General features: G+C 63.4%; 18 protein-coding genes, 1 tRNA gene and 3 pseudogenes. 10 read left to right on the forward strand and 12 right to left on the reverse strand.

Features of this window, described 5'->3' with window-relative positions; translation table 11 throughout:
- Positions 1-33: 33 nt before the first annotated feature.
- The 4 genes from ACZYVJ_RS05310 to ACZYVJ_RS05325 all read right to left on the reverse strand — a co-directional run bounded on the left by ACZYVJ_RS05310 (position 34) and on the right by ACZYVJ_RS05325 (position 2,616).
- Positions 34-219 carry a hypothetical protein gene (locus tag ACZYVJ_RS05310; RefSeq protein WP_463833090.1) on the reverse strand — a complete coding sequence of 62 codons (186 nt, stop codon included), beginning with the start codon at positions 217-219 and terminating at the stop codon, positions 34-36.
- Entirely contained in the window at positions 150-551 is a 402-nt protein-coding gene (locus tag ACZYVJ_RS05315; RefSeq protein WP_463830077.1) for a sulfatase-like hydrolase/transferase, read from the reverse strand. Before ACZYVJ_RS05315 ends, ACZYVJ_RS05310 begins: the two co-directional genes overlap by 70 nt.
- Positions 445-1,104, reverse strand: a complete 660-nt coding sequence (locus tag ACZYVJ_RS05320) for a sulfatase-like hydrolase/transferase (RefSeq protein WP_463830078.1) — start codon at positions 1,102-1,104, stop codon at positions 445-447. The genes ACZYVJ_RS05315 and ACZYVJ_RS05320 overlap by 107 nt, the downstream gene beginning before the upstream one ends.
- Positions 1,105-1,593: 489 nt before the next feature.
- Positions 1,594-2,616, reverse strand: a complete 1,023-nt coding sequence (locus ACZYVJ_RS05325; protein WP_463830079.1) for an ABC transporter substrate-binding protein — start codon at positions 2,614-2,616, stop codon at positions 1,594-1,596.
- Positions 2,617-2,819: 203 nt separating this feature from the next.
- Between ACZYVJ_RS05325 and ACZYVJ_RS05330 the strand changes: the two genes are divergently transcribed.
- Complete coding sequence (locus tag ACZYVJ_RS05330) at positions 2,820-3,080, forward strand: DUF1918 domain-containing protein (protein WP_463830080.1); 261 nt, start codon at positions 2,820-2,822, stop codon at positions 3,078-3,080.
- Positions 3,081-3,164: 84 nt separating this feature from the next.
- Here ACZYVJ_RS05330 and ACZYVJ_RS05335 read toward each other — a convergent pair whose 3' ends face one another.
- Positions 3,165-3,965 (reverse strand): SPFH domain-containing protein, encoded by an 801-nt coding sequence (locus ACZYVJ_RS05335; RefSeq protein WP_463832846.1) that lies wholly within the window; start codon positions 3,963-3,965, stop codon positions 3,165-3,167.
- A 276-nt stretch (positions 3,966-4,241) separates the two neighbouring features.
- Here ACZYVJ_RS05335 and ACZYVJ_RS05340 point away from each other — a divergent pair, with 276 nt between their 5' ends.
- The gene (locus ACZYVJ_RS05340; RefSeq protein ID WP_463830081.1) at positions 4,242-5,789 is read left to right on the forward strand and encodes a molybdopterin-dependent oxidoreductase; all 1,548 of its coding nucleotides are present in this window, start codon (positions 4,242-4,244) and stop codon (positions 5,787-5,789) included.
- A 4-nt stretch (positions 5,790-5,793) separates the two neighbouring features.
- On the opposite strand, the gene ACZYVJ_RS05345 is transcribed toward ACZYVJ_RS05340, so the two are convergent.
- Complete coding sequence (locus ACZYVJ_RS05345; RefSeq protein WP_463830082.1) at positions 5,794-5,994, reverse strand: hypothetical protein; 201 nt, start codon at positions 5,992-5,994, stop codon at positions 5,794-5,796.
- Between the two features lie 670 nt (positions 5,995-6,664).
- Here ACZYVJ_RS05345 and cax point away from each other — a divergent pair.
- Positions 6,665-7,822, forward strand: a complete 1,158-nt coding sequence (cax, locus tag ACZYVJ_RS05350) for a calcium/proton exchanger (RefSeq protein ID WP_463830083.1) — start codon at positions 6,665-6,667, stop codon at positions 7,820-7,822.
- A gap of 292 nt (positions 7,823-8,114) precedes the next feature.
- Here cax and ACZYVJ_RS05355 read toward each other — a convergent pair whose 3' ends face one another.
- The 3 genes from ACZYVJ_RS05355 to ACZYVJ_RS05365 are packed head-to-tail and all read right to left on the reverse strand — an operon-like array spanning position 8,115 to position 9,383.
- Positions 8,115-8,657 (reverse strand): LOG family protein, encoded by a 543-nt coding sequence (locus ACZYVJ_RS05355; RefSeq protein WP_065054318.1) that lies wholly within the window; start codon positions 8,655-8,657, stop codon positions 8,115-8,117.
- Positions 8,658-8,661: 4 nt separating this feature from the next.
- Positions 8,662-9,261 (reverse strand): NAD-dependent epimerase/dehydratase family protein, encoded by a 600-nt coding sequence (locus ACZYVJ_RS05360; RefSeq protein ID WP_463830084.1) that lies wholly within the window; start codon positions 9,259-9,261, stop codon positions 8,662-8,664.
- On the reverse strand, positions 9,261-9,383 hold the full coding sequence (locus ACZYVJ_RS05365; RefSeq protein ID WP_463830085.1) for a hypothetical protein: 123 nt from the start codon (positions 9,381-9,383) through the stop codon (positions 9,261-9,263). Before ACZYVJ_RS05365 ends, ACZYVJ_RS05360 begins: the two co-directional genes overlap by 1 nt.
- Positions 9,384-9,553: 170 nt before the next feature.
- Here ACZYVJ_RS05365 and ACZYVJ_RS05370 point away from each other — a divergent pair, with 170 nt between their 5' ends.
- The 3 genes and pseudogenes from ACZYVJ_RS05370 to ACZYVJ_RS05380 all read left to right on the forward strand — a co-directional run.
- Positions 9,554-10,531: a nitrilase-related carbon-nitrogen hydrolase gene (locus tag ACZYVJ_RS05370; protein ID WP_463830086.1), complete on the forward strand. Its 978-nt coding sequence runs from the start codon at positions 9,554-9,556 to the stop codon at positions 10,529-10,531.
- Positions 10,518-11,027, forward strand: coding sequence for a DUF302 domain-containing protein (locus ACZYVJ_RS05375; protein ID WP_463830087.1), 510 nt, complete (start codon positions 10,518-10,520; stop codon positions 11,025-11,027). The genes ACZYVJ_RS05370 and ACZYVJ_RS05375 overlap by 14 nt, the downstream gene beginning before the upstream one ends.
- Positions 11,028-11,452: 425 nt before the next feature.
- A pseudogene (locus tag ACZYVJ_RS05380) lies at positions 11,453-11,551 on the forward strand (DUF3761 domain-containing protein); the annotation flags it as partial.
- A gap of 426 nt (positions 11,552-11,977) precedes the next feature.
- Here the strand turns inward: ACZYVJ_RS05380 and ACZYVJ_RS05385 are convergent.
- Positions 11,978-12,046: transfer RNA gene (locus ACZYVJ_RS05385), tRNA-Ile, on the reverse strand.
- Positions 12,047-12,194: 148 nt separating this feature from the next.
- Positions 12,195-12,638, reverse strand: a pseudogene (locus ACZYVJ_RS05390) (MmpS family transport accessory protein).
- A 572-nt stretch (positions 12,639-13,210) separates the two neighbouring features.
- Here ACZYVJ_RS05390 and ACZYVJ_RS05395 point away from each other — a divergent pair.
- Positions 13,211-14,237: pseudogene (locus ACZYVJ_RS05395) on the forward strand (LLM class flavin-dependent oxidoreductase).
- A 324-nt stretch (positions 14,238-14,561) separates the two neighbouring features.
- Here ACZYVJ_RS05395 and ACZYVJ_RS05400 read toward each other — a convergent pair.
- Positions 14,562-15,575 carry a GlxA family transcriptional regulator gene (locus tag ACZYVJ_RS05400; RefSeq protein ID WP_463832847.1) on the reverse strand — a complete coding sequence of 338 codons (1,014 nt, stop codon included), beginning with the start codon at positions 15,573-15,575 and terminating at the stop codon, positions 14,562-14,564.
- A 270-nt stretch (positions 15,576-15,845) separates the two neighbouring features.
- Here ACZYVJ_RS05400 and ACZYVJ_RS05405 point away from each other — a divergent pair, with 270 nt between their 5' ends.
- The 3 genes from ACZYVJ_RS05405 to ACZYVJ_RS05415 all read left to right on the forward strand — a co-directional run bounded on the left by ACZYVJ_RS05405 (position 15,846) and on the right by ACZYVJ_RS05415 (position 19,206).
- Positions 15,846-16,445, forward strand: coding sequence for a UbiX family flavin prenyltransferase (locus ACZYVJ_RS05405; RefSeq protein ID WP_463830088.1), 600 nt, complete (start codon positions 15,846-15,848; stop codon positions 16,443-16,445).
- A gap of 10 nt (positions 16,446-16,455) precedes the next feature.
- Positions 16,456-18,042 carry a UbiD family decarboxylase gene (locus ACZYVJ_RS05410; protein WP_463830089.1) on the forward strand — a complete coding sequence of 529 codons (1,587 nt, stop codon included), beginning with the start codon at positions 16,456-16,458 and terminating at the stop codon, positions 18,040-18,042.
- Positions 18,043-18,408: 366 nt separating this feature from the next.
- Positions 18,409-19,206 (forward strand): alpha/beta fold hydrolase, encoded by a 798-nt coding sequence (locus ACZYVJ_RS05415; protein ID WP_463830090.1) that lies wholly within the window; start codon positions 18,409-18,411, stop codon positions 19,204-19,206.
- Positions 19,207-19,264 lie beyond the last annotated feature (58 nt).

Below are 19,264 nucleotides of genomic sequence, written 5' to 3' on the forward strand. Positions count from 1 at the left end.
GGACCGAAGAACAAGACACTGGCCCGACCGGTTTCAGAACTCTTCCGCGCAGCAGTGCGAGGCGTCGAAGCCGTCGAGCGGCCGGTCGGTGGGTATCTTGTCGGCGGCCCCAGCCAGCGAGGCAAAGGTTTTGTACCAGTCGTGGCAGGTCAGCGCCGCGGAAATGACCATTCCGGCCGGGGTCGTACCGGGCCAGGACACGATCGCGGGAACCCGCATGCTGCCCTCAGCGGGTGGGGTGAAAACGATCCCCGAAACGGGCCGCATGACCCGCCGGGCTCGGCGTTGATCCAGCCGGCGGCGTTGTCGCTGGAGAACACGATCACGGTGTTGTCCGCGATACCCGCCTCGTGCACGGCATCGATGATTTGGCCGACGCGGTAGTCCATCTCGGCGAGCAGGTCCGCATACTGCCCCAGGCGCTGCGGGGAGGTTTGGTCGAAATCAGGATGGGCCGCTTCGGGGGATGCATGTGGGACAGGCCCACATAGGTGAAAACGGCGTGCCCGCCGCGGCCTGCCGGCTGATGTATGCGGTCGTTTTTGCCACAATCATCTCGTCGAGTAACGGCCGCACCTGCAAGTTCAGCTCGCCGACGGCCTTGTGCTCGCTGCCCTTGACGCCCTGCCACAGCTGAGGCACCGGTATCCCGGCCGCTTCGGCGATCGCGTTGAAGGTTGCGTAGGACGTCCAACCGGCCTCGTCGACGCTGTTGCGGTAACCCCACCATTCGTCGAAGCCCTGATCGGTCGGCAGACGGCCTTCGACGTCGCCCAGATGCCACTTGCCGAACAGTGCCGTCGCATAGCCGGCATCGGAGAGAAGGTCGGCGATCGTGTACTCCCACGGCGTCATCCCGCCCTCCCCCATGCCGGGAAAGGGCACCGTGTAGGTTCCCGATCGCACCGACTGGCGGCCGGTCAAGATGGCCGAGCGCGTCGGGGTGCACTGCGATTCCACGTTGTAGTTGGTGAACCGCACCCCGCCTGCTGCCAGCTCGTCGATCCTCGGTGTCGGCGTTGTGCCGCCATAGCAGCCGAAATCACCCCATCCGACGTTATCCGCAAGAACGAAAACGATATTCGGCTTGACCTCGTTAACCATTGGCCATCCTCCTCGGCGCAACTTCCCGGCAATGGCTCTCCACGCGGGTCAGAGTCGGTTGACGTTGAACTACAAGTGGCAGCGTAGTTGGCCGGGGTTTGGTAACCCAGGGCATCAGAGTCGCCGGTCCGCAGCGCTATGGTTCCGCGTCGATTCGCCGTCAAGCCTGTACGCGGCGACGGCTCCTGAACTTGCGTCGATATGGTGGGGCGGGCGGGGCTCGAACCCGCGACCAACTGATTATGAGTCCTTGTCCAGCGCCGAGCCGACCAGGCAAAACCGCTAGCTGGGATGGCTCAAATCGGCTGTACCACAGTGCAATTGACCATTGTCGATACGTCTTTGGTACGGGCTCAGTACGGGCCAGATTCGCCCCTGGAGGCCGCGTTGCCGCCGCGACGGGACGAGCCGACAGGTGTTAGCTGGTTAGCTAGGGACGGACCGCCGCCAACACGCCGACCCACGCGCGAGGTGATGTGACTTTGACGCTCACTTTTGACGAGGTGGCCGATCGACCAGCACCCGCTGTCCGTCTCGCCACTGAACGACACGAATCTGATGGCCGGTTTGCACGCCGGTGACCGGGTCGACACGAAATCGACCGAACAAGGTGGTGGTGTCGAGTTGTTGTGACGCGGCCATCACCGGCAGGGATTCAATAGTGTCGGCTTCGTTGACGCAGCGCTGCCAAACGACACCTGCGGCGAAGGCCGCAGCAGCCGGATAGGGCGGCTCAGTACCGTTCGCGTCCCGGTAACGGTCTCTGAACCACTCGCTGTTGGGTCCGTCCGCGGGATCGTCTGTCCCGTCGTCGAACCACTGGCACGGTCCGTAAAACCCCTCCACGTGATCACCGATAGCATGCCGGAGCTCCCCAACCCCCGCGGCAACCAATCCAACTGCGCGCCAATGATGTTCGTTGGCCCACTGCGCGATCGCGACGTCGTCGTCGAAGGAACCGGCCGATAACAGCACATCGCCCGCCGGGACCTGCGCCAACATGTCTCTGGCCCGGCCTGGCTGAAAAGTGACCGACCGCCGCAGGAGGCCGAGTCGCCGCGCAGCCAGCGCCGCCCCTTCGGCCGCCTCGCGGCCGAATCCGGTGTCGGCGTGGACTATCAACACCTCCGACCCCTCACGGAGGCCGTCGGCGACAAGGGTTTCGAGCACTGCTGCGAGATAGCGGTAAGCGGGAGACGCCACGTTGACGACACGCGGATACGCCGGCCGCGCCAGCCGGGCGGTCGCGCCACCGTGGTTCCAGACGACCCCTGTGCAGGCGGCCGCGGCCGCGAGCGCGGGCCCCGAACCGTAGGGCCCGAACACCACGTTGGGCCGGCTAGCCTCGGCGGCCCGTATCGCGGACGCCGCGGAGGGGTAAGCGTCGATGATCTCCAGGCTTACTCCGGAACTGTCAGCCCAGAGAGCAACGGCGCTCGCCCCTGCTATCCCGAATCTGGCCAGCGGGCCCGACAGTGGGGTAACCAGGACGGCGCGCGCTGCCACGCGCACAATTTAAACAGTGTGGCGAAACCGAGCGCGAGCTTCGCGCGGCTGCAGCGTCGGAATTCAGCCACGGGCGTGGGACTACGCGCCGACCCACAAGCGCGGACTTCGTCGCCGGAAAGCTGCAGTAGTTCGAGCTTCCGTTAGGTGACGAACGCGCGCACGATGGAGGGGTCCGCAGTCTCACCAGGACGAGAAGGGGGCGGGCGATGAAGGCAAATGTCGGCGACTACCTCGTGGTAAAGGGCACAACCACGGAACGCCATGATCAACATGCTGAGATCATCGAGGTGCGCTCGCAAGACGGCTCTCCGCCATACGTCGTGCGTTGGCTGGTGACTGGGCACGAGGCGACGGTGTACCCCGGGTCTGACGCGGTGGTCGTCACCGCCGCCGAGCATACGGAGGCCGCACGACGCACTGCCGCGCGGGCCCGCCAGGCTGCCACGACCCGCACAGCGGTTCCGTGAGATTTGTTGGGCCAAGAGTAATTCGACGAGAGTCAGGGTGTGTCGGCCAACATGGCCAGCTCACCCGGGTTCGGAAACCGCAGCTCAGGTCGAGGGCACAGCGGCTTCGTCGTCCCGACTCCCGGATGCTTGCGGTGTTGCTCGTTCCAAAAACCGGAGCAGTTCGACGGGGAAGGGAAGCACCAGGGTCGAGTTCTTCTCCGCGGCGACCTCGACCACGGTTTCCAAGAGCCGCAACTGAAGCGCAGCCGGGTGCACGGCCATCGTCTCGGCCGCTTGGGCCAGTTTTTCAGACGCCTGTAGTTCACCGTCAGCGGTGATAACCCGAGCGCGCCGCTCACGCTCCGCCTCGGCTTGGCGCGCGATCGACCGCTTCATCGAATCCGGCAGTACTACATCCTTAATTTCCACGCGGTCGATGTGAATACCCCAGCCCACCGCGGGGCTGTCGATCATCAACTCCAGGCCCTGATTGAGACCCTCGCGGTTGCAGAGTAGGTCGTCCAGGTCGCTTTTGCCGATGATTGAACGCAGCGATGTCTGCGCGACCTGGCCAATAGCGGACACATAGTCCTGTACGTCGACAACCACACGCACCGGATCCGCAACCTTGAAATAGATGACAGCATCCACACGCACGGTCACGTTGTCGCGCGTGATGCCATCCTGGGCGGGCACCGGCATCGTGATGATCTGCATGTTCACCTTCTTGAGGCGATCGGCGATTGGAATCAGCATCGTGAGCCCCGGTCCACGGACCCCGGTTTGCGCACGTCCGAAACGAAAGACGACGCCTTGTTCGAATTGCTTGACGACCCGAACGTTTGTGCCCAGCAAGAGCACACCAAGGCCGAACGCTGCGGCCAATGCGTAAAGGATGATCATCATGTCCACTTCCACCCGGGCAAGACCTGTCAGTGCTTCTCGGCGAGTGCGAAGCGACTTACAGCCGATGAAACGTCGAGACTCCTCCAGTATGGGCCGATCACTGCAGACGTGCTGGGACCTCCGATCGAGGCCACCGCTGTGGCCCCCAGTGCAGGGTCAGGCTAGATCGCCAGAACCGTGCCCCCGGTCGTCGGGCAGCAATCTAATGTCGCCGGTTCGCCTGCACGGCAAGATGTTTGCGGTTGTTGAGGCGAACGCGAGTACAGTAGTTCGATGGTCGTCGCCTCATCCAATGAGCGGATGATCGCTGGGGTCGCCGCCGCGACCGTCTCGCTGGGAGTAGCCCAGCTGGTGGGCATCCCGTTCGGTGCGCGGGCCGATGCGCGTGCTGCGATCGGCTCAGTGGCCGTCGACCTGACACCGGGACCCATCAAAGAGTGGGCAATTCAGACCATGGGCTCTCTGGACAAACTCTTCGTGGCCGTCGTCGTGCTCGTGGTGATCGCTACGATCGCTGCAATCGCCGGGACCCTCGAGACTCAGCGTCGCCCGCTCGGTAGCGCCATGGTCGGCGGGGCGGGCGTCCTCGGATGCATTGCAGTGCTGTCGCGGCAGGGTGCGACAGCACTCGACACCATCCCCAGCGTCGCGGGCGCCGCCTGCGGCGTGGCGACCCTTCGCGTGCTCACCCGTCGGTTTTGGCCCGCCCTGGGAGACCCGGGAGACAGAGCCGACAGCGACGAGCCGGATGCCGGCCGGCGCAGGTTGATCATGTTGGGATTGCTCGGATTCGGAGTAGTGAGTGGCGTGGCGGGTGCGGTCATCACGCGGTTGGTGCATTCGGTGGCCGCTGACCGCAACAGCTTCATACTTCCCCGACCGCGCACATCGGCGCCACCAATACCTGCTGATGTGCAACCGAACGGCGTTGCGCTACCGAGCTTTGTCACCGCCGCCGCCGACTTTTACCGGGTGGACACCGCACTCAGTGTTCCCCAACTCAGCCACGGCGACTGGCGGCTGCGCATCCACGGCATGGTGGACCACGAAACCACCTACAGCTTCGACGACCTCGCCCACTTTGATCTGGTCGAAACGGTGACGACGTTAACCTGCGTGTCGAATCCCGTTGGGGGCAATCTGATTTCGACGGGTGTCTGGACAGGCTACCGGGTGGCTGATCTGCTTGCGGCGGCCCGTGTGCACGGAGACGCCGATATGATGCTGTCGACGTCGATCGACGGGTTCACCGCCGGAACGCCAGTGCAGGCACTCACCGATGGTCGCGACGCACTCCTGGCCGTCGGCCTCAACGGTCAGCCGCTGCCGATCGAGCATGGGTACCCGGCCCGGCTAGTGGTGCCCGGGCTCTACGGGTACGTGTCGGCCACTAAGTGGGTCGTCGAGATGGAGCTGACCCGCTTCGACAGAGCAGCGGCGTACTGGACGCGCCAGGGCTGGGCACCGCGTGCGCCCATCAAGACCGAGTCGCGGATCGACGTGCCGAAAGGTGGTCAGAAAGTGCCGATAGGGCCCGTCGTTTTTGGCGGTGTCGCGTGGGCACAGAATCGCGGCGTGCGGGCCGTAGAGGTCCTCATCGACGATGGTGTGTGGCAGCCCGCTGAACAGGGCGCGAGCTATTCCAACGAGACGTGGCGGTTGTGGAGGTTCCCCTGGCAGGCGAAAAGCCCAGGGAAACACACGATCACCGTGCGCGCCACCGACAACACCGGAGGCACCCAAACGGCAGATCAGGTTGGTAGCGTCCCCGACGGCGCCACCGGCTGGCACACGGTGGACTTCACGGTAGTGGAGACATGAAACGCTATTTTGACGAGAGTTTCCGCCAACTGAATAGCGCAATCACGACGCCGATCAGCACCGTGATCGGACCAATGATGGACCAGGTCGTGGTGTTGCTCATCGGGCTCCCACCAAGCACTCCAAATCCCTGGAGCGCCCAGATCAGACCGAACAGTGCGACAATCAACCCAACCGCGAATGTAACGACGAAAGCCCTTCGCATATAGGGATCCTACGCGCCGGAGAGGGGATGTCGCGCCCTTGACCCAGCGGACCGCGCAGGCCATGGCTGGTTTCAAGGATTTCCCAGGGTCGGCTGGATCGCCTGTACTGACCCGCCAAGCAACGGTGGCACGTTGTTGACGTGCCCCTTGCCCCCGCTGCTGGCTTCACGCGTCAACGCAAACGTGCTGTGCCCCAATCACTTCGACACTTGGGTAAAATTCGTTTCATACGACAGCCGTTGCGCCGCAACGGAGTTGCGTAGGCCGTGTAGCCGGCTGGACACCTTCAACAGCTGGCATGCGGGTGCCATGCCTCAGGGTTGTGGCCGGCCGGCTCGCGGGGAGGCCGACCGCCGCCAGGACCGGGCGTAAGACGTTTACCGCGTCGCGTCGGTCCGTAGAATGGCTGACCGCCTTTGCGCCAGCTAGCTCCCTAGTAACAGGGATCCGCGACGGCCCGGAGCGCTCCGACGGATACTGGTCATGACCCAGAGGTTGATGGCGCCTATCAGCATGAGCGTGACGGCGCAGATCAGGATTACGGCTGCGTCCCGCGATTGCCCCCCGGACTCGGCAGTAAGTCGAGGTCGCCGCAGCGGGACCAGCGTGTTTCCCGCGCGAACCGTTCGGTTGTGGAAAACTTCAGCGCGATCAGAGCAGGAGAGGCGCGTGACGACCACCCATACCGAACGGCTCCCGCTGCTGACCCGGCGCGACCGCATCATGATCACCATCACCGTGATCGCGTCCATCGCAGCAGGGGTTCTCAACTTCACCCACGCCAATGCAGTGCTGGCGTTCACCATCTCCGCACTCGCGTTGGCCACACTGGCATCTCTGGTCGGCCGTTCGGTGGAGGCGCTCGGAGACCGGCTCGGGCCCAACGCCACTGGGATACTGCAGACGGCCCTGGGAAACCTGCCCGAGTTGTTCGTCATCCTGTTCGCACTCAAGGCAGGCCTTTACGGCGTGGTGAAGGCCACCATCGTCGGCTCGATTCTCTCCAACGCCCTGCTGGTGCTCGGGCTCGCATTCGTGGCCGGCGGGATCAAGCACGGCCGCCAGCGCTTCGGCGCCGACGACGGACGCACCCTCGGACTCATGTTCACCCTCGCGGTGTTCATCCTGGCCGTTCCCTCGCTCACCGCCGCAATACACACCCCGGCGCAACAGCACGAACGGGCGGTGTCGGTCGTCGTCTCCATCGTCATGCTCGCGCTGTTCGCACTCTCGCTGCCCGCCACGCTCGGAAACCGGGCCCCCGACCCGGCGCTGCAAGCTGGTCATAAACCCTCCAGAGCGACCTCTCCCATTGTGGCCAGCCGGGATTCGGCCGAAGCCGCCAGTGCCGCGACGGCACACGGCGACTGGCCGTTGGCGATGGCCATCGGCATGCTGGCCCTCGCCGGTATCGGTGCGGCCTTCGTGTCGGAATGGTTCGTCGCCGCCCTCGAGCCAGCGATGCATGCAGCGGGCATCAACGAGGTTTTCGCCGGTCTGGTGATCGTGGCCATCGCCGGCAACGCGGTGGAGAATTTCGTCGGCGTTCAGCTGGCGGCCAAGAACCAGATGGACTACGCGGTTCAGGTGGTCCTCCAGTCGCCCGTCCAGATCGCGCTCACCGTTGCCCCGATCGTCTGCCTGGCGGCGGTATGGCTCGGCCAGCCCGGTTTCGATCTGGTGTTCTCGCCGCTGCTGTTGGCGTCGATGATTATGTCGGCGCTGGTCGCGGTACTGGTGACCTTCGACGGCGAGTCGACCTGGTTCGAAGGAGCAGTGCTCATCGCGCTCTATGTGGCGATCGCCACGTCGTTCTGGTGGGGATGAGCGGCCCCAACGGACTGATGGTCCGCCCTCCAATCACCCGAAGGCGAAACGACAAGCATCACCCGAAGTCATACATTTGGCCGGTGGGGCGGGCGGGGCTCGAACCCGCGACCAACCGCCCTCGGACGCCGGGGTGACGCCGGGGCGGGATCTGCGCGCGGCTGCTAGCTACGGCAGTTTCGGTGAGTTTTGCACGATCCAGCACCGAGTGGCGCCCGCCGTCGACGCCCGACGCGCGGTACAGCGTCTTCTGCAACCGGCCGACAGCGCTTAGCGCGGCGCCCGAGATCGTTCAATTAGCTTCGCGGATCAGACCTTCCAAGTAGGCGAGGGCTTCGGCGCCGTCGTCAGCGATGAAGACCAGATCGATGATGGGCACCGGAAGGAAACGTTCCTCGTCCATTCGCTGAAGCTGAATCGTCAAGCCGTCGTAAAACCCGGCCGTGTTCAGCAGCACGACCGGCTTGTCGTGCAGCTTGTGCTTCCTCTGCTCCAGGACGTCCGTCGCCTCGTCGAGCGTGCCGAGGCCGCCTGCCATCACGACGATCGCGTCCGCGCGCTCGAGCAGCAACGCTTTGCGCTCGGCGAGGTCCTTCGCGAACACCATCTCGTCGGCGTCCTTCCTCGCGAACTCCCGCAGCAACTCGACCGAGATGCCGACGAGCCGCCCGCCGGTCTCCCGAACGCCGTCGGCGACGACCTTCATGAGACCAGTGTCGGATCCACCCCACACCAAACCGTGTCCGCCGTTGCCGATGAGCTCGGCGAATTCTCGGGCGGGCCGCGTGTAGCGCTCGGCGAGGTCGGCGGCGGACAGGAAGACGCAGATGTTCATCCGGTCATTCGCTGTCAACGACGGTCACGATGCCCGGACGTGCGTCGATCGCTTCGAGAGTCCGAGAGGCGGCCGTATCGATGTGCACGCGTGGTGCGTTGGGACGCGACTGTTCGAAGTAGGTGCCAGGACCGTAGAGGAAGCCGTACCGGATGACGACACCGTCCCCGGCGAGCACCGCTTCTTCGAGTGCTGCGACAGCGGCGGCTTCCGCGCCGGGTTGCACGGTCCATGCAACGCTCTGGGCCACGATCTTGATGTAGCCCAAGCCTTTTGATGCCTCGATCAGATTACGGGTGCCTTCGACGCGTATTCGCGCATTGACTTTCGAATCCTCGGGTAAGTCTTTCAGATCGTCGGGAAGATCTGTCAGCTCGTGAAGTATGAGGTCGGGCGCGAACGCCTGAACGGCGGCTGTGAGCGCCTGACGGTCGAATACATCACAGACGATCGGTTGCGCGCCGGTGGCGGCCAACCGGCCGGCCTTCTCCGGCGAGCGCGTCATCGCACCGACGGTGTGACCGGCGTCCCGCAGCAACGGCACCAGTCGCTGGCCGATGACCCCGGAGGCGCCGGCGAAAAAGATGCGGCGTGAGGTCGACATCAGCGCCCTTCGAGCAGATACGGCACAAATCCGTGCGGATAGACCTCGCAGATCATCGATGGCGGAATGGGCTCGGGCGCCGCCGACCGTGCTACGGCGACCGCCGCAGCGGTGAATACCATGGGGCTGACAGTAGTCCCCTCGATTTGCATAATGGTTCTCCTTTTGTGCGGCCTCACAGCGGTGCCAACGACGCTTTTGTGATGCTGAGTACAGTATACAATACTCAGGAATCGATTGCCTTCCCGTCACCTTGTTCTAGTCGAGTACCTGTGCATGAAGGGTGAATGAAATGACTACGGTAAGAGCGGCTGCAGTACAGATGAGCCCGGTGCTATACAGCCGTGATGGCACCACTCAGAAGGTTGTCGACAAGATCGCCGAACTCGGGCGCCAGGACGTACGATTCGCTGTCTTCCCCGAGACGATCGTGCCGTACTATCCCTACTTCTCCTTTGTCCAAAGACCTTTCGAGCTGGGCGCTGAGCAACTGAGGCTGATCGATCAGGCCGTGACCATACCGTCGCCCACAGTCGACGTCATCACCGATGCGGCCAGGCAAGCGGGAATCGTGGTGTCCATCGGTGTGAATGAACGCGATGGCGGCACGCTCTACAACACGCAGCTCCTCTTCGATGCCGATGGCACCCTCATCCAGCGCCGTCGAAAGATACTGCCCACCTTCCACGAACGGATGGTGTGGGGACGGGGGGATGCCTCCGGCCTTGCGGCCGTCGACAGCGCCGTTGGGCGGATCGGCCAGTTGGCGTGCTGGGAGCATTACTACCCGCTGGCACGCTATGCCGTCATCGCTGACGGTGAGCAGATTCACGCAGCGATGTGGCCGGGCTCGTTCGGCGGTCCGCTTTTCGCGGAGCAGACCGAGTTGAGCGTCCGCAATCACGCACTCGAATCAGGCAGTTTCGTTGTCAACTCCACCGGCTGGCTGGATGCCGATCAGCAAGCGCAGATCATGGCCGACACCGGGGCGCCGATCGGCCCGATATCGGGGGGCAGCTTCACCGCGATCGTGTCACCTCTTGGCGAATTGCTAGCCACGCCCTTGCGTTCCGGCGAGGGCGTTGTGATCGCCGATCTCGACTTCTCGTTGATCGACCAGCGTAAGTCGAAGATGGATGCCATCGGCCACTACAGCAGGCCCGAACTGCTCAGTCTGTTGATCGACCGCACACCGGCTGCTCACGTCCACGAGCGAGTCGAGCCCCACAACGCCGATACGAAAACCGAGGCCGACCATGTCCACGTCTGATCCACTTGCGATCCCGTTCGGCGGTGTGCGCCTGCGGTTCGACAGCGCGAAGAGTTACGACGACCTTGTTGCCGCAGTGCTCGCCGACATCGGCGAGGAGCCCGTTCCTATCGACGACATCGCCGTGCGGTTCGACACCTGGGAATCCTATGAGCGGGAGGTGGAATCTCGCACCGGAGCAAGCGGTTTCATGCTATTTGCGACGCTGAACCATGGTGGGTGGATCAAGAAAGCCGGGATTGACAGGAAGGCGTTGCGCGTCGTGTTGGGCAACCCCCTGATTGCGATCACGATGCTGCGACACGATGTCACAGCGGGACTCTTTGCGCCCGTTGAACTTCTGATTACCGAGGAACCCGACGGCCGAAGCGGCCTGACCTATGTGATGCCGTCGTCGCTGATGGTCGTCGAACCGAATGAGCCGCTTCGCGAAGCCGCCCTTGAACTCGACGCCAAGTTGGCGGCGTTGGCCACCAAGGTGACGGCGACCTCGTAACGCAGCTAACCTCGGCTGCGGTTGACGAAGATTGTGCAGCGGCCGCCGAACAGAGAGCATTTATCCCCCAACCAAAATGAACAACGCGCCGGAGAACGGCACGCAAGTACATAAAATTTTTGCATTCCGCGACGGCCGGCTCGTCAGGCCGTTACGCTCGGGTCCCGGTCGGGCGCCCTGTTGATTTCACTACCACTGTGGGTGAGGACATGCGGGTTCAGTTTCTCATTGCCGCGGCGGTGTTCGCCGGAGTGACGCCGTGCGTCGCAGCGGCGGTCGTCGCGAGCGGGCCGACCACGGTTCTGGCTGGTCGTGGCACCTCCTACTACCAGAATTCGAGCGGGCAGTGCATCCCTGACCCGTCGTCGGGCCTGCCGCCAGGCGGTGCGCCAGGCCTTAGTGGGTAGCGCTGGACGCCTCCGGGAGCTACCGCCATCTGCCGAGACGGCGACTACTCGTTAAGCACGCACCATTCCGGTACGTGTTCCGGACACGGCGGCGTACGGCAGTGGCTCGCGAACTAAGCGCGTCGAGGCACTCAGCGGGCGACTTCGGTGAAAGCCAAAGCCAAGGTCCTCTTCAAAATCTGCCAATGCGGCTGCGGCTATAGGTAATCCGGGATTCGGGAGGCGGACATCGCGATGAAACGGGGGCTCGGCAACGCCCTCGCGCTGGGACTAGTGATCGTCGGCGCCGCGGTCTTGCTGCTGGCTTCGTTCCTACCGCTCGTCGAGCCCAACCTTGGGTTTACAGAGGGTGTACAAGCTCACCCGTCACACCAGTCACACGGTCGCCGCACCCCGGCGTGTACCCCGCGGCGGCGGTGCCCAGTTTGCTAGCGGCACACGCTCTGCACACGCTCTGCCCCCCACGCCGCGACGACGCCGCGAAAAACGGGCTCTCGATTGCACGGGGATGCCTCTGCGAGGCTCTGACCAGGGGAAATGCGGTGGGGCGGGCGGGGCTCGAACCCGCGACCAACGGATTATGAGTCCGCTGTGGCCCGCCCATTCACGACCATGCGTGACCAGGTTTCGCACTTGACCTGCGGCTTTTGCACATCAATGCCCATGCGTGTCCACGGGTGATGGACCACTAACACCGAAAACTTCCGGATGGTCCGTGCAAGCAATGATCTGCACACTTGACTTCTTGCGCCGTCGTGCTTCATGCGGACAGTACCTGGCACCATACGGCGGAGTGCTCGCCCATTGCCGTGTGTTCGGATCGCACCTGCCCGTCAATGCTGATGCGGCAGCCAACGTTTCCTCGTGCCACCTGCGCGGTGATATCGGCGCTGGCGGTCGTCAAGACGGTCGTTTCCATGTGCGTCCACGGCAAAGCCGTCAGGTCGACCGCTATGGGGTGAGAGTTGGCGTCCCAATAGCTCACCCTGCCCCAGCTGTCTAGATAACCGAAGATGTCGTAGTCGATGCGCTTGGGACTGAACTGAACTATCGCAAATTTGTTGCCTGGGCTCCGAGTACGGTCCTGGGAGCCGAAGATGCCGTGAGCGACTCAGATGGTGAAGCCCGCCACGATGACCACGACAGCCATAACCGTGGGCAGCCAAAGTCCGCTCACTAGTCGACGACTTAAGGAAACATTCATGATTGCGGCCATCCGTAGTCTGGGCTCATGCAGAACTCACGCACCCGCGGCTACGCGAGCGACCTCTGCTGAGATGATCTGGTAAACATGGGATTTCGTAGCGTCGTGGCGTCTATTACCGGTTCAACACCGCTGGCAGTCCGAAACCGTCCGTCGATGAACAGTTCGGGCTCACTGATATTCACGAAGTTCGGTCCTTCTCGGGTCATCGTCGATGGCGCCTGAACGAGTCACCTTCGTTCTGGCCGCTGTCCGAGCCAAAGCTAGGGACCTAGCGGTTGCCGGTCTACCCGAAAAGCGCGGTCGATGGCCGGAAAGCGCGGTCGGCAGACCTTCCGCGCGACTTTGGCCCCCTTGAGGGACCGCTATCCACCGCCATATGATGCCCGGCGTCAAGGGCTTCCATGTCGACACAGGGAGCAGCGATCACTTTGTCGAACTTCATGTCCGAACGAATTGCGTTGACGCTGAGGTCTATCGCGCAAGCGGAGTGCAACCGCATCGTGCGCTCCCTCATACCCAAAAAGTACTGTGTCGGGAATGTCCGCATGGCACTTGGTGTTTAGGTGGCCATGCGACTTTCCATTCTTGACTTCGTTCCCGTACGTAGCGACCAGACCACCGGCGATGCGCTCGCGGTCACCGTACAGCTGGCGCAGACCGCCGACCGTCTGGGCTTCACCCGGTACTGGGTCACCGAGCACCACAACAGGCCGAACGTGGGAGCCACCAGCCCGCCGGTACTGATCGCCTATCTTGCCGCGCAGACCTCGCAGCTGCGGCTGGGGTCGGGTGGAGTGATGCTGCCGAATCATGCGCCACTGGCAGTGGCTGAGCAGTTCGCGCTGCTGGAAGCGGCCGCTCCGGGCCGCATCGACCTGGGTATCGGGCGGGCACCGGGCACCGACCCGGTGACGTCGTCTGCGCTCCGCGGCGGTCGTGATGACCGTGACATAGAGAAATTCCCCGAATACCTCGACGACATAACGGCGTTTCTGAGCGCGCCCGGCATGGTGGTTCCGGACCGCTCGGGCGACTACCGTCTCAAGGCGACCCCGGCCGCGGTCGGCGAACCGCGGGCTGCTGGGCTCGTCGATGTATTCAGCGCATCTGGCTGCCGCCAAGGGACTGCCTTACGTCTTTGCCAATCACTTCTCCGGCAAGGGAATCGAAGAGGCGCTCGAGACCTACCGATCCCGGTTCATGCCCAGCAAGTTCGCTGCCGAGCCGGTGACGTTTATGACGGTAGACGCCACGGTGGCGGAAACCCGCGAAGAGGCAACGGCTTTGATGTTGCCCGACCAGCAGATGACGGCGCGGATGCTCACCGGTGTGCCGCTCGGCCCCGTGCCGCTCGTCGAGGAAGCAGCCGCCGCCCAGCTGACGGAACAGCAGCATCACATCGTGCAGGACAGAATGCAACGTGCTGTTCTCGGCACGCCCGCCGAGGCCGCCGAGCAGCTGCGGGCACTCACCGAACGGTTCGACGTCGACGAGGTGATGGTGATCCCGGTCGCGTCGGCGCACGCCGGTACTGACCCCGCAACCGCGCCGGGACGCGTGGCGACGCTTGAGCTACTGGCTAAAGAGTTGTTCTGACAGATCAATTGGTCACCGCCGCCTGCTCGGATGGCTTCACTCGGGACTGGGCGCATGGCACGCGAGGGTCGGCGGCCTAACCGCCGGCTCCGACCACGGCATGTTCGGCACCCTCGCGACATTGGGCGACGCGTGGGAAAGACTGGCGCGCAACCTGTGTGGGCGGTGAACACCGATTGGCATCGGTCGAGTTACGTCGCCATCCCCCTCAGCAAAAAGCGCTTCCCAGGGGCCTGCTCGGCGACGAGAGCGGCTATCAATCGTCGAGGACGCAACGCCGCCACCATATGTCCACGGCCTTATAGCTAGCTCAGCCTGTCGGGTTCAGCCTCGGATGGCGGTGCGGAATCGTTCTCGGTAGGCCTTCGGCGAGATGCCAAGGTGGTCGACGAATGTCCGCCGGAGGGTTTCGGTGCTGCCGAAGCCTGCGAGGTGCGCGGCGTCAGTGACGCTGCGGCCGGCGTCCAGCGCCGCACGGGCCGCGTCGATTCGGACCATTTCGACGTAGGCGGCCGGAGTCATCCCGAGTTCGGATCGAAACAGTCGTGTCAGCTGACGCGTGCTCAAGCAGGCGCGCCCCGCGAGGCTTTTCACGCTGTGGTTGGCCGCGGGGTCGGCGGAGATTGCATCGGTGACCTTACGCAGCGGAGACTCCGGCGGCAGGGCGGTCTCGACCAGCACCGAGAATTGCGATTGGCCGCCCGCGCGTTTGAGATAGACGACAAGCCACCGGGCAACGGCGCGGACGAGCTCGGCGCCGTGATCCATTTCGACCAACGCCAGCGCAAGGTCGATGCCTGACGACACTCCGGCTGAGGTGAATACATTGCCATCGCGAACGAAGATCGCGTCCGGCTCCACGGTGATATCCGGGAAGGCCCGAGCGAACAACCGGACGGCATGCCAGTGCGTGGTGGCGCGCCGGCCGCTTAGCAGGCCGGCCTGCGCCAGGACGAACGATCCCGTGCAAATGGACCCCAGACGCCGGGTACGTCCCGCCACGGATTTGACGGCCGTGACGAGTGTGGGATCAATCGCCCGCGATGGCAGGTTGTCACCGCCTGCGACAAGGACGGTGTCGGCGGATTCTATGGACGAGATGCTGTCGGTGACACCCAACCGAGTTCCGATCGAAGTTGTCACATCGCGCCCGTCCACCGATGCAATTTTGATGTGATAGTCGCCGCCGAATCGGTTGGCTTCGATGAAGACTTCGGCCGTTTCGGCGACATCCAACAGCGTCACCTCGTCGAAGACGACAATCACCACCACCCGCGAACTCGCATCGGTTTCTACCACAGAGCCATTGTGTCGCTTTTTGTGGGAAAGAGGACTCATAAGCCATCGGCGAATTGCGCAGCACCCGTGGAGACTTGATCGAAGTAGTTCAAGAGAGGTGCTGATCACGGTAACTCATTCGGGTGGTTGACGTGGATCGGCTCGAGCAACGGCCTCCCAACGGTGAAGACCGCGATCTGTCATGCGCGGGCTCGTCCATAAGACCTCGAACGCCGGGAGAAACGAGGCATCACCCGACGGCAGACCACCCAGGGCTCCTGGTCATCACGACCAGTAACCAAGCCCCACAGAACGATTAGGAGGAAGACGATGCGCTTCGTGGTCGCTATGACCGGCGCGACCGGCGCCCCTCTGGGCATCCGTCTGCTGGAAATTCTCGGTCACCTGGGGGTCGAAACACACCTAATCCTCAGCGACTGGGCACGGGCGACGATCAACCTCGAGACCGACACCAGCGTCAACGAAGTCCGGGCACTCGCTTCACACGCTTACAATGCCCGCGATCTGGCAGCCGGCCTCGCCAGCGGTTCGTTCCCCACAGATGGCATGGTTGTCTGCCCGTGCAGCATGAAGACGCTGAGCGCCATCCGGATCGGCTACAGCGACAACCTGATCACCCGCGCCGCGGACGTGACGCTGAAGGAACGCCGCAAGCTCGTTCTTGTCGCGCGGGAGGCTCCGTTGAGCGAAATCCACCTCGAGAATATGCACTATCTGGCGCGCGCCGGTGCCGTGATTTTCCCGCCGTCTGTCGCCTTTTACGCGCGGCCCACTTCGCTCGACGAGGTGAACGACTACGTCGTCGGCCGCGTCCTCGATCAACTCGGGATCAAACACTCCCTGATCAAGCGCTGGAAGGACGATCAGCATCCAGTCCCAGTGAACGGCCAACGAGCGGCAATCCGGTGAGGAGATCAAAGTGACAACCAATTTAAGCCTGCCGGAAACCGAGCCGACAGACCAAGAGACAGGGCCCGACCAGCGCAGCTGGTTGGCCACACTCGAAGTTGCGGGCCAGTTGCGCCGCATCACGGCGTCCGTCGATTGGGACGAAGAAATCGGCGCGATCACTCGGGCCAATCTTTCCCTCGGTGGCCCCGCGCTGCTCTTCGAGAACATCATCGGCCACGAGAACACTTGGTGCAGAAAGCTTCTGACGTCGGCAATCGGCAACCGACGCCAGGTCCAGCTGATGCTGGGTCTGCCCGAAGGCACCAGCGACGCAACTATCGTGCGTCACCTTAGGGAGGCCTTCAAGAAACCCATCCCGCCGCGTGTTGTCGACACCGGCCCAGTCAAGGAAAACATCATCGAAGGCGATGAGATCGACCTCTTTCAGTTTCCGGCCCCAAAGTGGCATGCCTCCGACGGCGGTCGCTATATCGACACGTTCTGCGGTGTGGTCACCGAGGACAAGGTGGCCGGGCGCGACAACGTTGGTTGCTACCGCGGGATGATCGTCGACCGTAACAAGATCGCCAAGCTCTTGGTGCCCAGTCAAGGTTGGGGCGGCCATATGCAGGGGTACAAGCCCGAGCCGATGCCGGTCGCCATCGTCTACGGGTGGCATGACGTGTTGGGGTTCTGCGCCGGTAGCCCGTTCCCCAAGGATGTCTGTGAATGGGACATGATGGGGGCTCTTCTCGGCCGCCCCGTCGACCTGGTGGCCTGCGAAACAGTGCCTTTGCATGTTCCGGCGAGCGCTGAGATCGTCGTCGAGGGATACATCGACCCTGATCCCGCGACCTTCGTAAAGGAGGGCCCGTTCGGAGAGTACCCGGGCTACCAAGGTGACGCCGGTACGGCGCCGGTCCTGCAGGTCACCCGGATCACCCACCGCAACGACCCGGTCCTGCGAGGCACTCTCGAGGGGATCCGGCCTGGGTTCTTCAACGAAGACAGCATCGTCAACTTCGCTCGGTCGGCGATTACCTGGAACGTGCTCGAGGGTCTAGGGATCGGTGGCATCACCGACCTTTGGATGACGGAGGTGAGCAACGGCCAAAACACTGTCGTGCAGATCCATAAGGCCTACCGCGGGCATGCCCAACAGGTGGCGGCGGCGCTGTGGGGTACCGGTGGAGCGGTGTGGATGCACAAGAACGTCACGGTCGTTGAAGAGGACATCGACATCCGCGACCCGGTCGCGCTGGAATGGGCTACGTCATACCGCGTGAATGCCGGCCTCGGTGATATTGCATTCTATGGACCTACCATGGGCTCTTCGATAGACCCTTCCACCCCGCCGGAGAAAAACGACGCCACCAAGTACGGTGCCGGCGAATGGACTCGGGTGCTTATCGATGCCACGCGGACCTGGGAATTCGGACAGCGCCCGGAGTGGGGTGGCCGCCACTACCCGCCAATCGAGAGGGTCGCCCCCGAATTGGAATCCCGAGTCGCCTCCCGGTGGGAGGAGTACGGGATCGGCATCCCCTACCTCGACGGCGAGCGGCGAGAAATGCTGACGATGGAACAGCTGAGCAAGCGGCTGTCGGAGGTGTAGTTCATCGTGCAGTCCAGGTTTCTGATAAGCAGACAATTAGGTCTCTAGAAAGGAATTCACTTGTGAGCGAGTACATCCCAGACCCGGCCATCGTCAGGCATATTGAGCGGAGACGGCTGATCGCTGCGCCCGATCATCGGATCGGTACGTTCGCTAGCCGAAGTACCCACGGCGTTTGACCCCGCTTCTCGTAGCCGCGGCAAGACCATCATCGACCCACGACTTGCGGTTGCGCTGTGAGCGATCGACTATGGATTATCGCCGCCCGAGATCAAGTCGGGCCGGATGTACGGACCTGGCTGAGTACGAGTTACATGCTGCCACGCACCGAAGAATGCGGTGCTCGGGAATCCGGCGGGCTTTAGCATGACGACCGTAAATTCCCCCGACGGAACCGTGATCGGTTATGAATCCGTCGGCGCCGGAGCGCCCTTGGTGCTTGTGCATGGCAGCACAGGCACGCTTGCTCGCTGGGGCTCGGTGACGCCGGTGCTGGCGCAGCGCTACACCGTGCACGCGATGGACCGGCGCGGACGGGGACTCAGCGCGGCCGAGGTTGAGCCCTACAGCTTGGACCGGGAAGCCGAGGATGTCGCGGCCGTTGCCGAGGCCGTCGGCGGCGACGTCTACGTCGTGGGCCATTCCTACGGGGCATTGGCGGTCTTACAAGCGGCTCTGATCACGTCAGCTTTCCGTCGGATCATGCTCTACGAACCTCCCATACTGTCGCCGGGCCTCAGCGTCGCCTCACCGGAGGCCGTGGCACAGATCAAGACAACGTCCGACCCGCGCGAAGTCCTCGAAGCGTTCTATCGCGAAACCCTGCACCTATCCGAGTCGGCGATCAAAGACCTTGCTGAGCGGGAGTTTTCGTACCTTGCCGGGTCGATCGGACACACCGCCGGACGCGAACTCGCGGAGGTCCGTGCATATCGCGCAACTGAGCGATTGGCCGCCATCACCGTGCCGGTCCGGTTGCTGCTCGGCACCGAGAGCCCGGCGTACCTGCGCGCGGCCACAGCAGCCGTCGCAGCCCGAATCCCGGGAGCCACGATCGTCGCATTGCACGGCCAAGGGCACCAGGCGATCGACTATGACCCACAACAGTTCGTTAGGGCTGTGCTGGAATTCGACTCTAGCGCGCCTCAGCGTGACGCCCGATAGTCGCGGGCGTCGACCAATAAGGCCACCTTGCAGTGACAGCCAGAAGGGTGCGGTGAAA

This window comes from Mycobacterium sp. IDUB_3 (assembly GCF_055419585.1).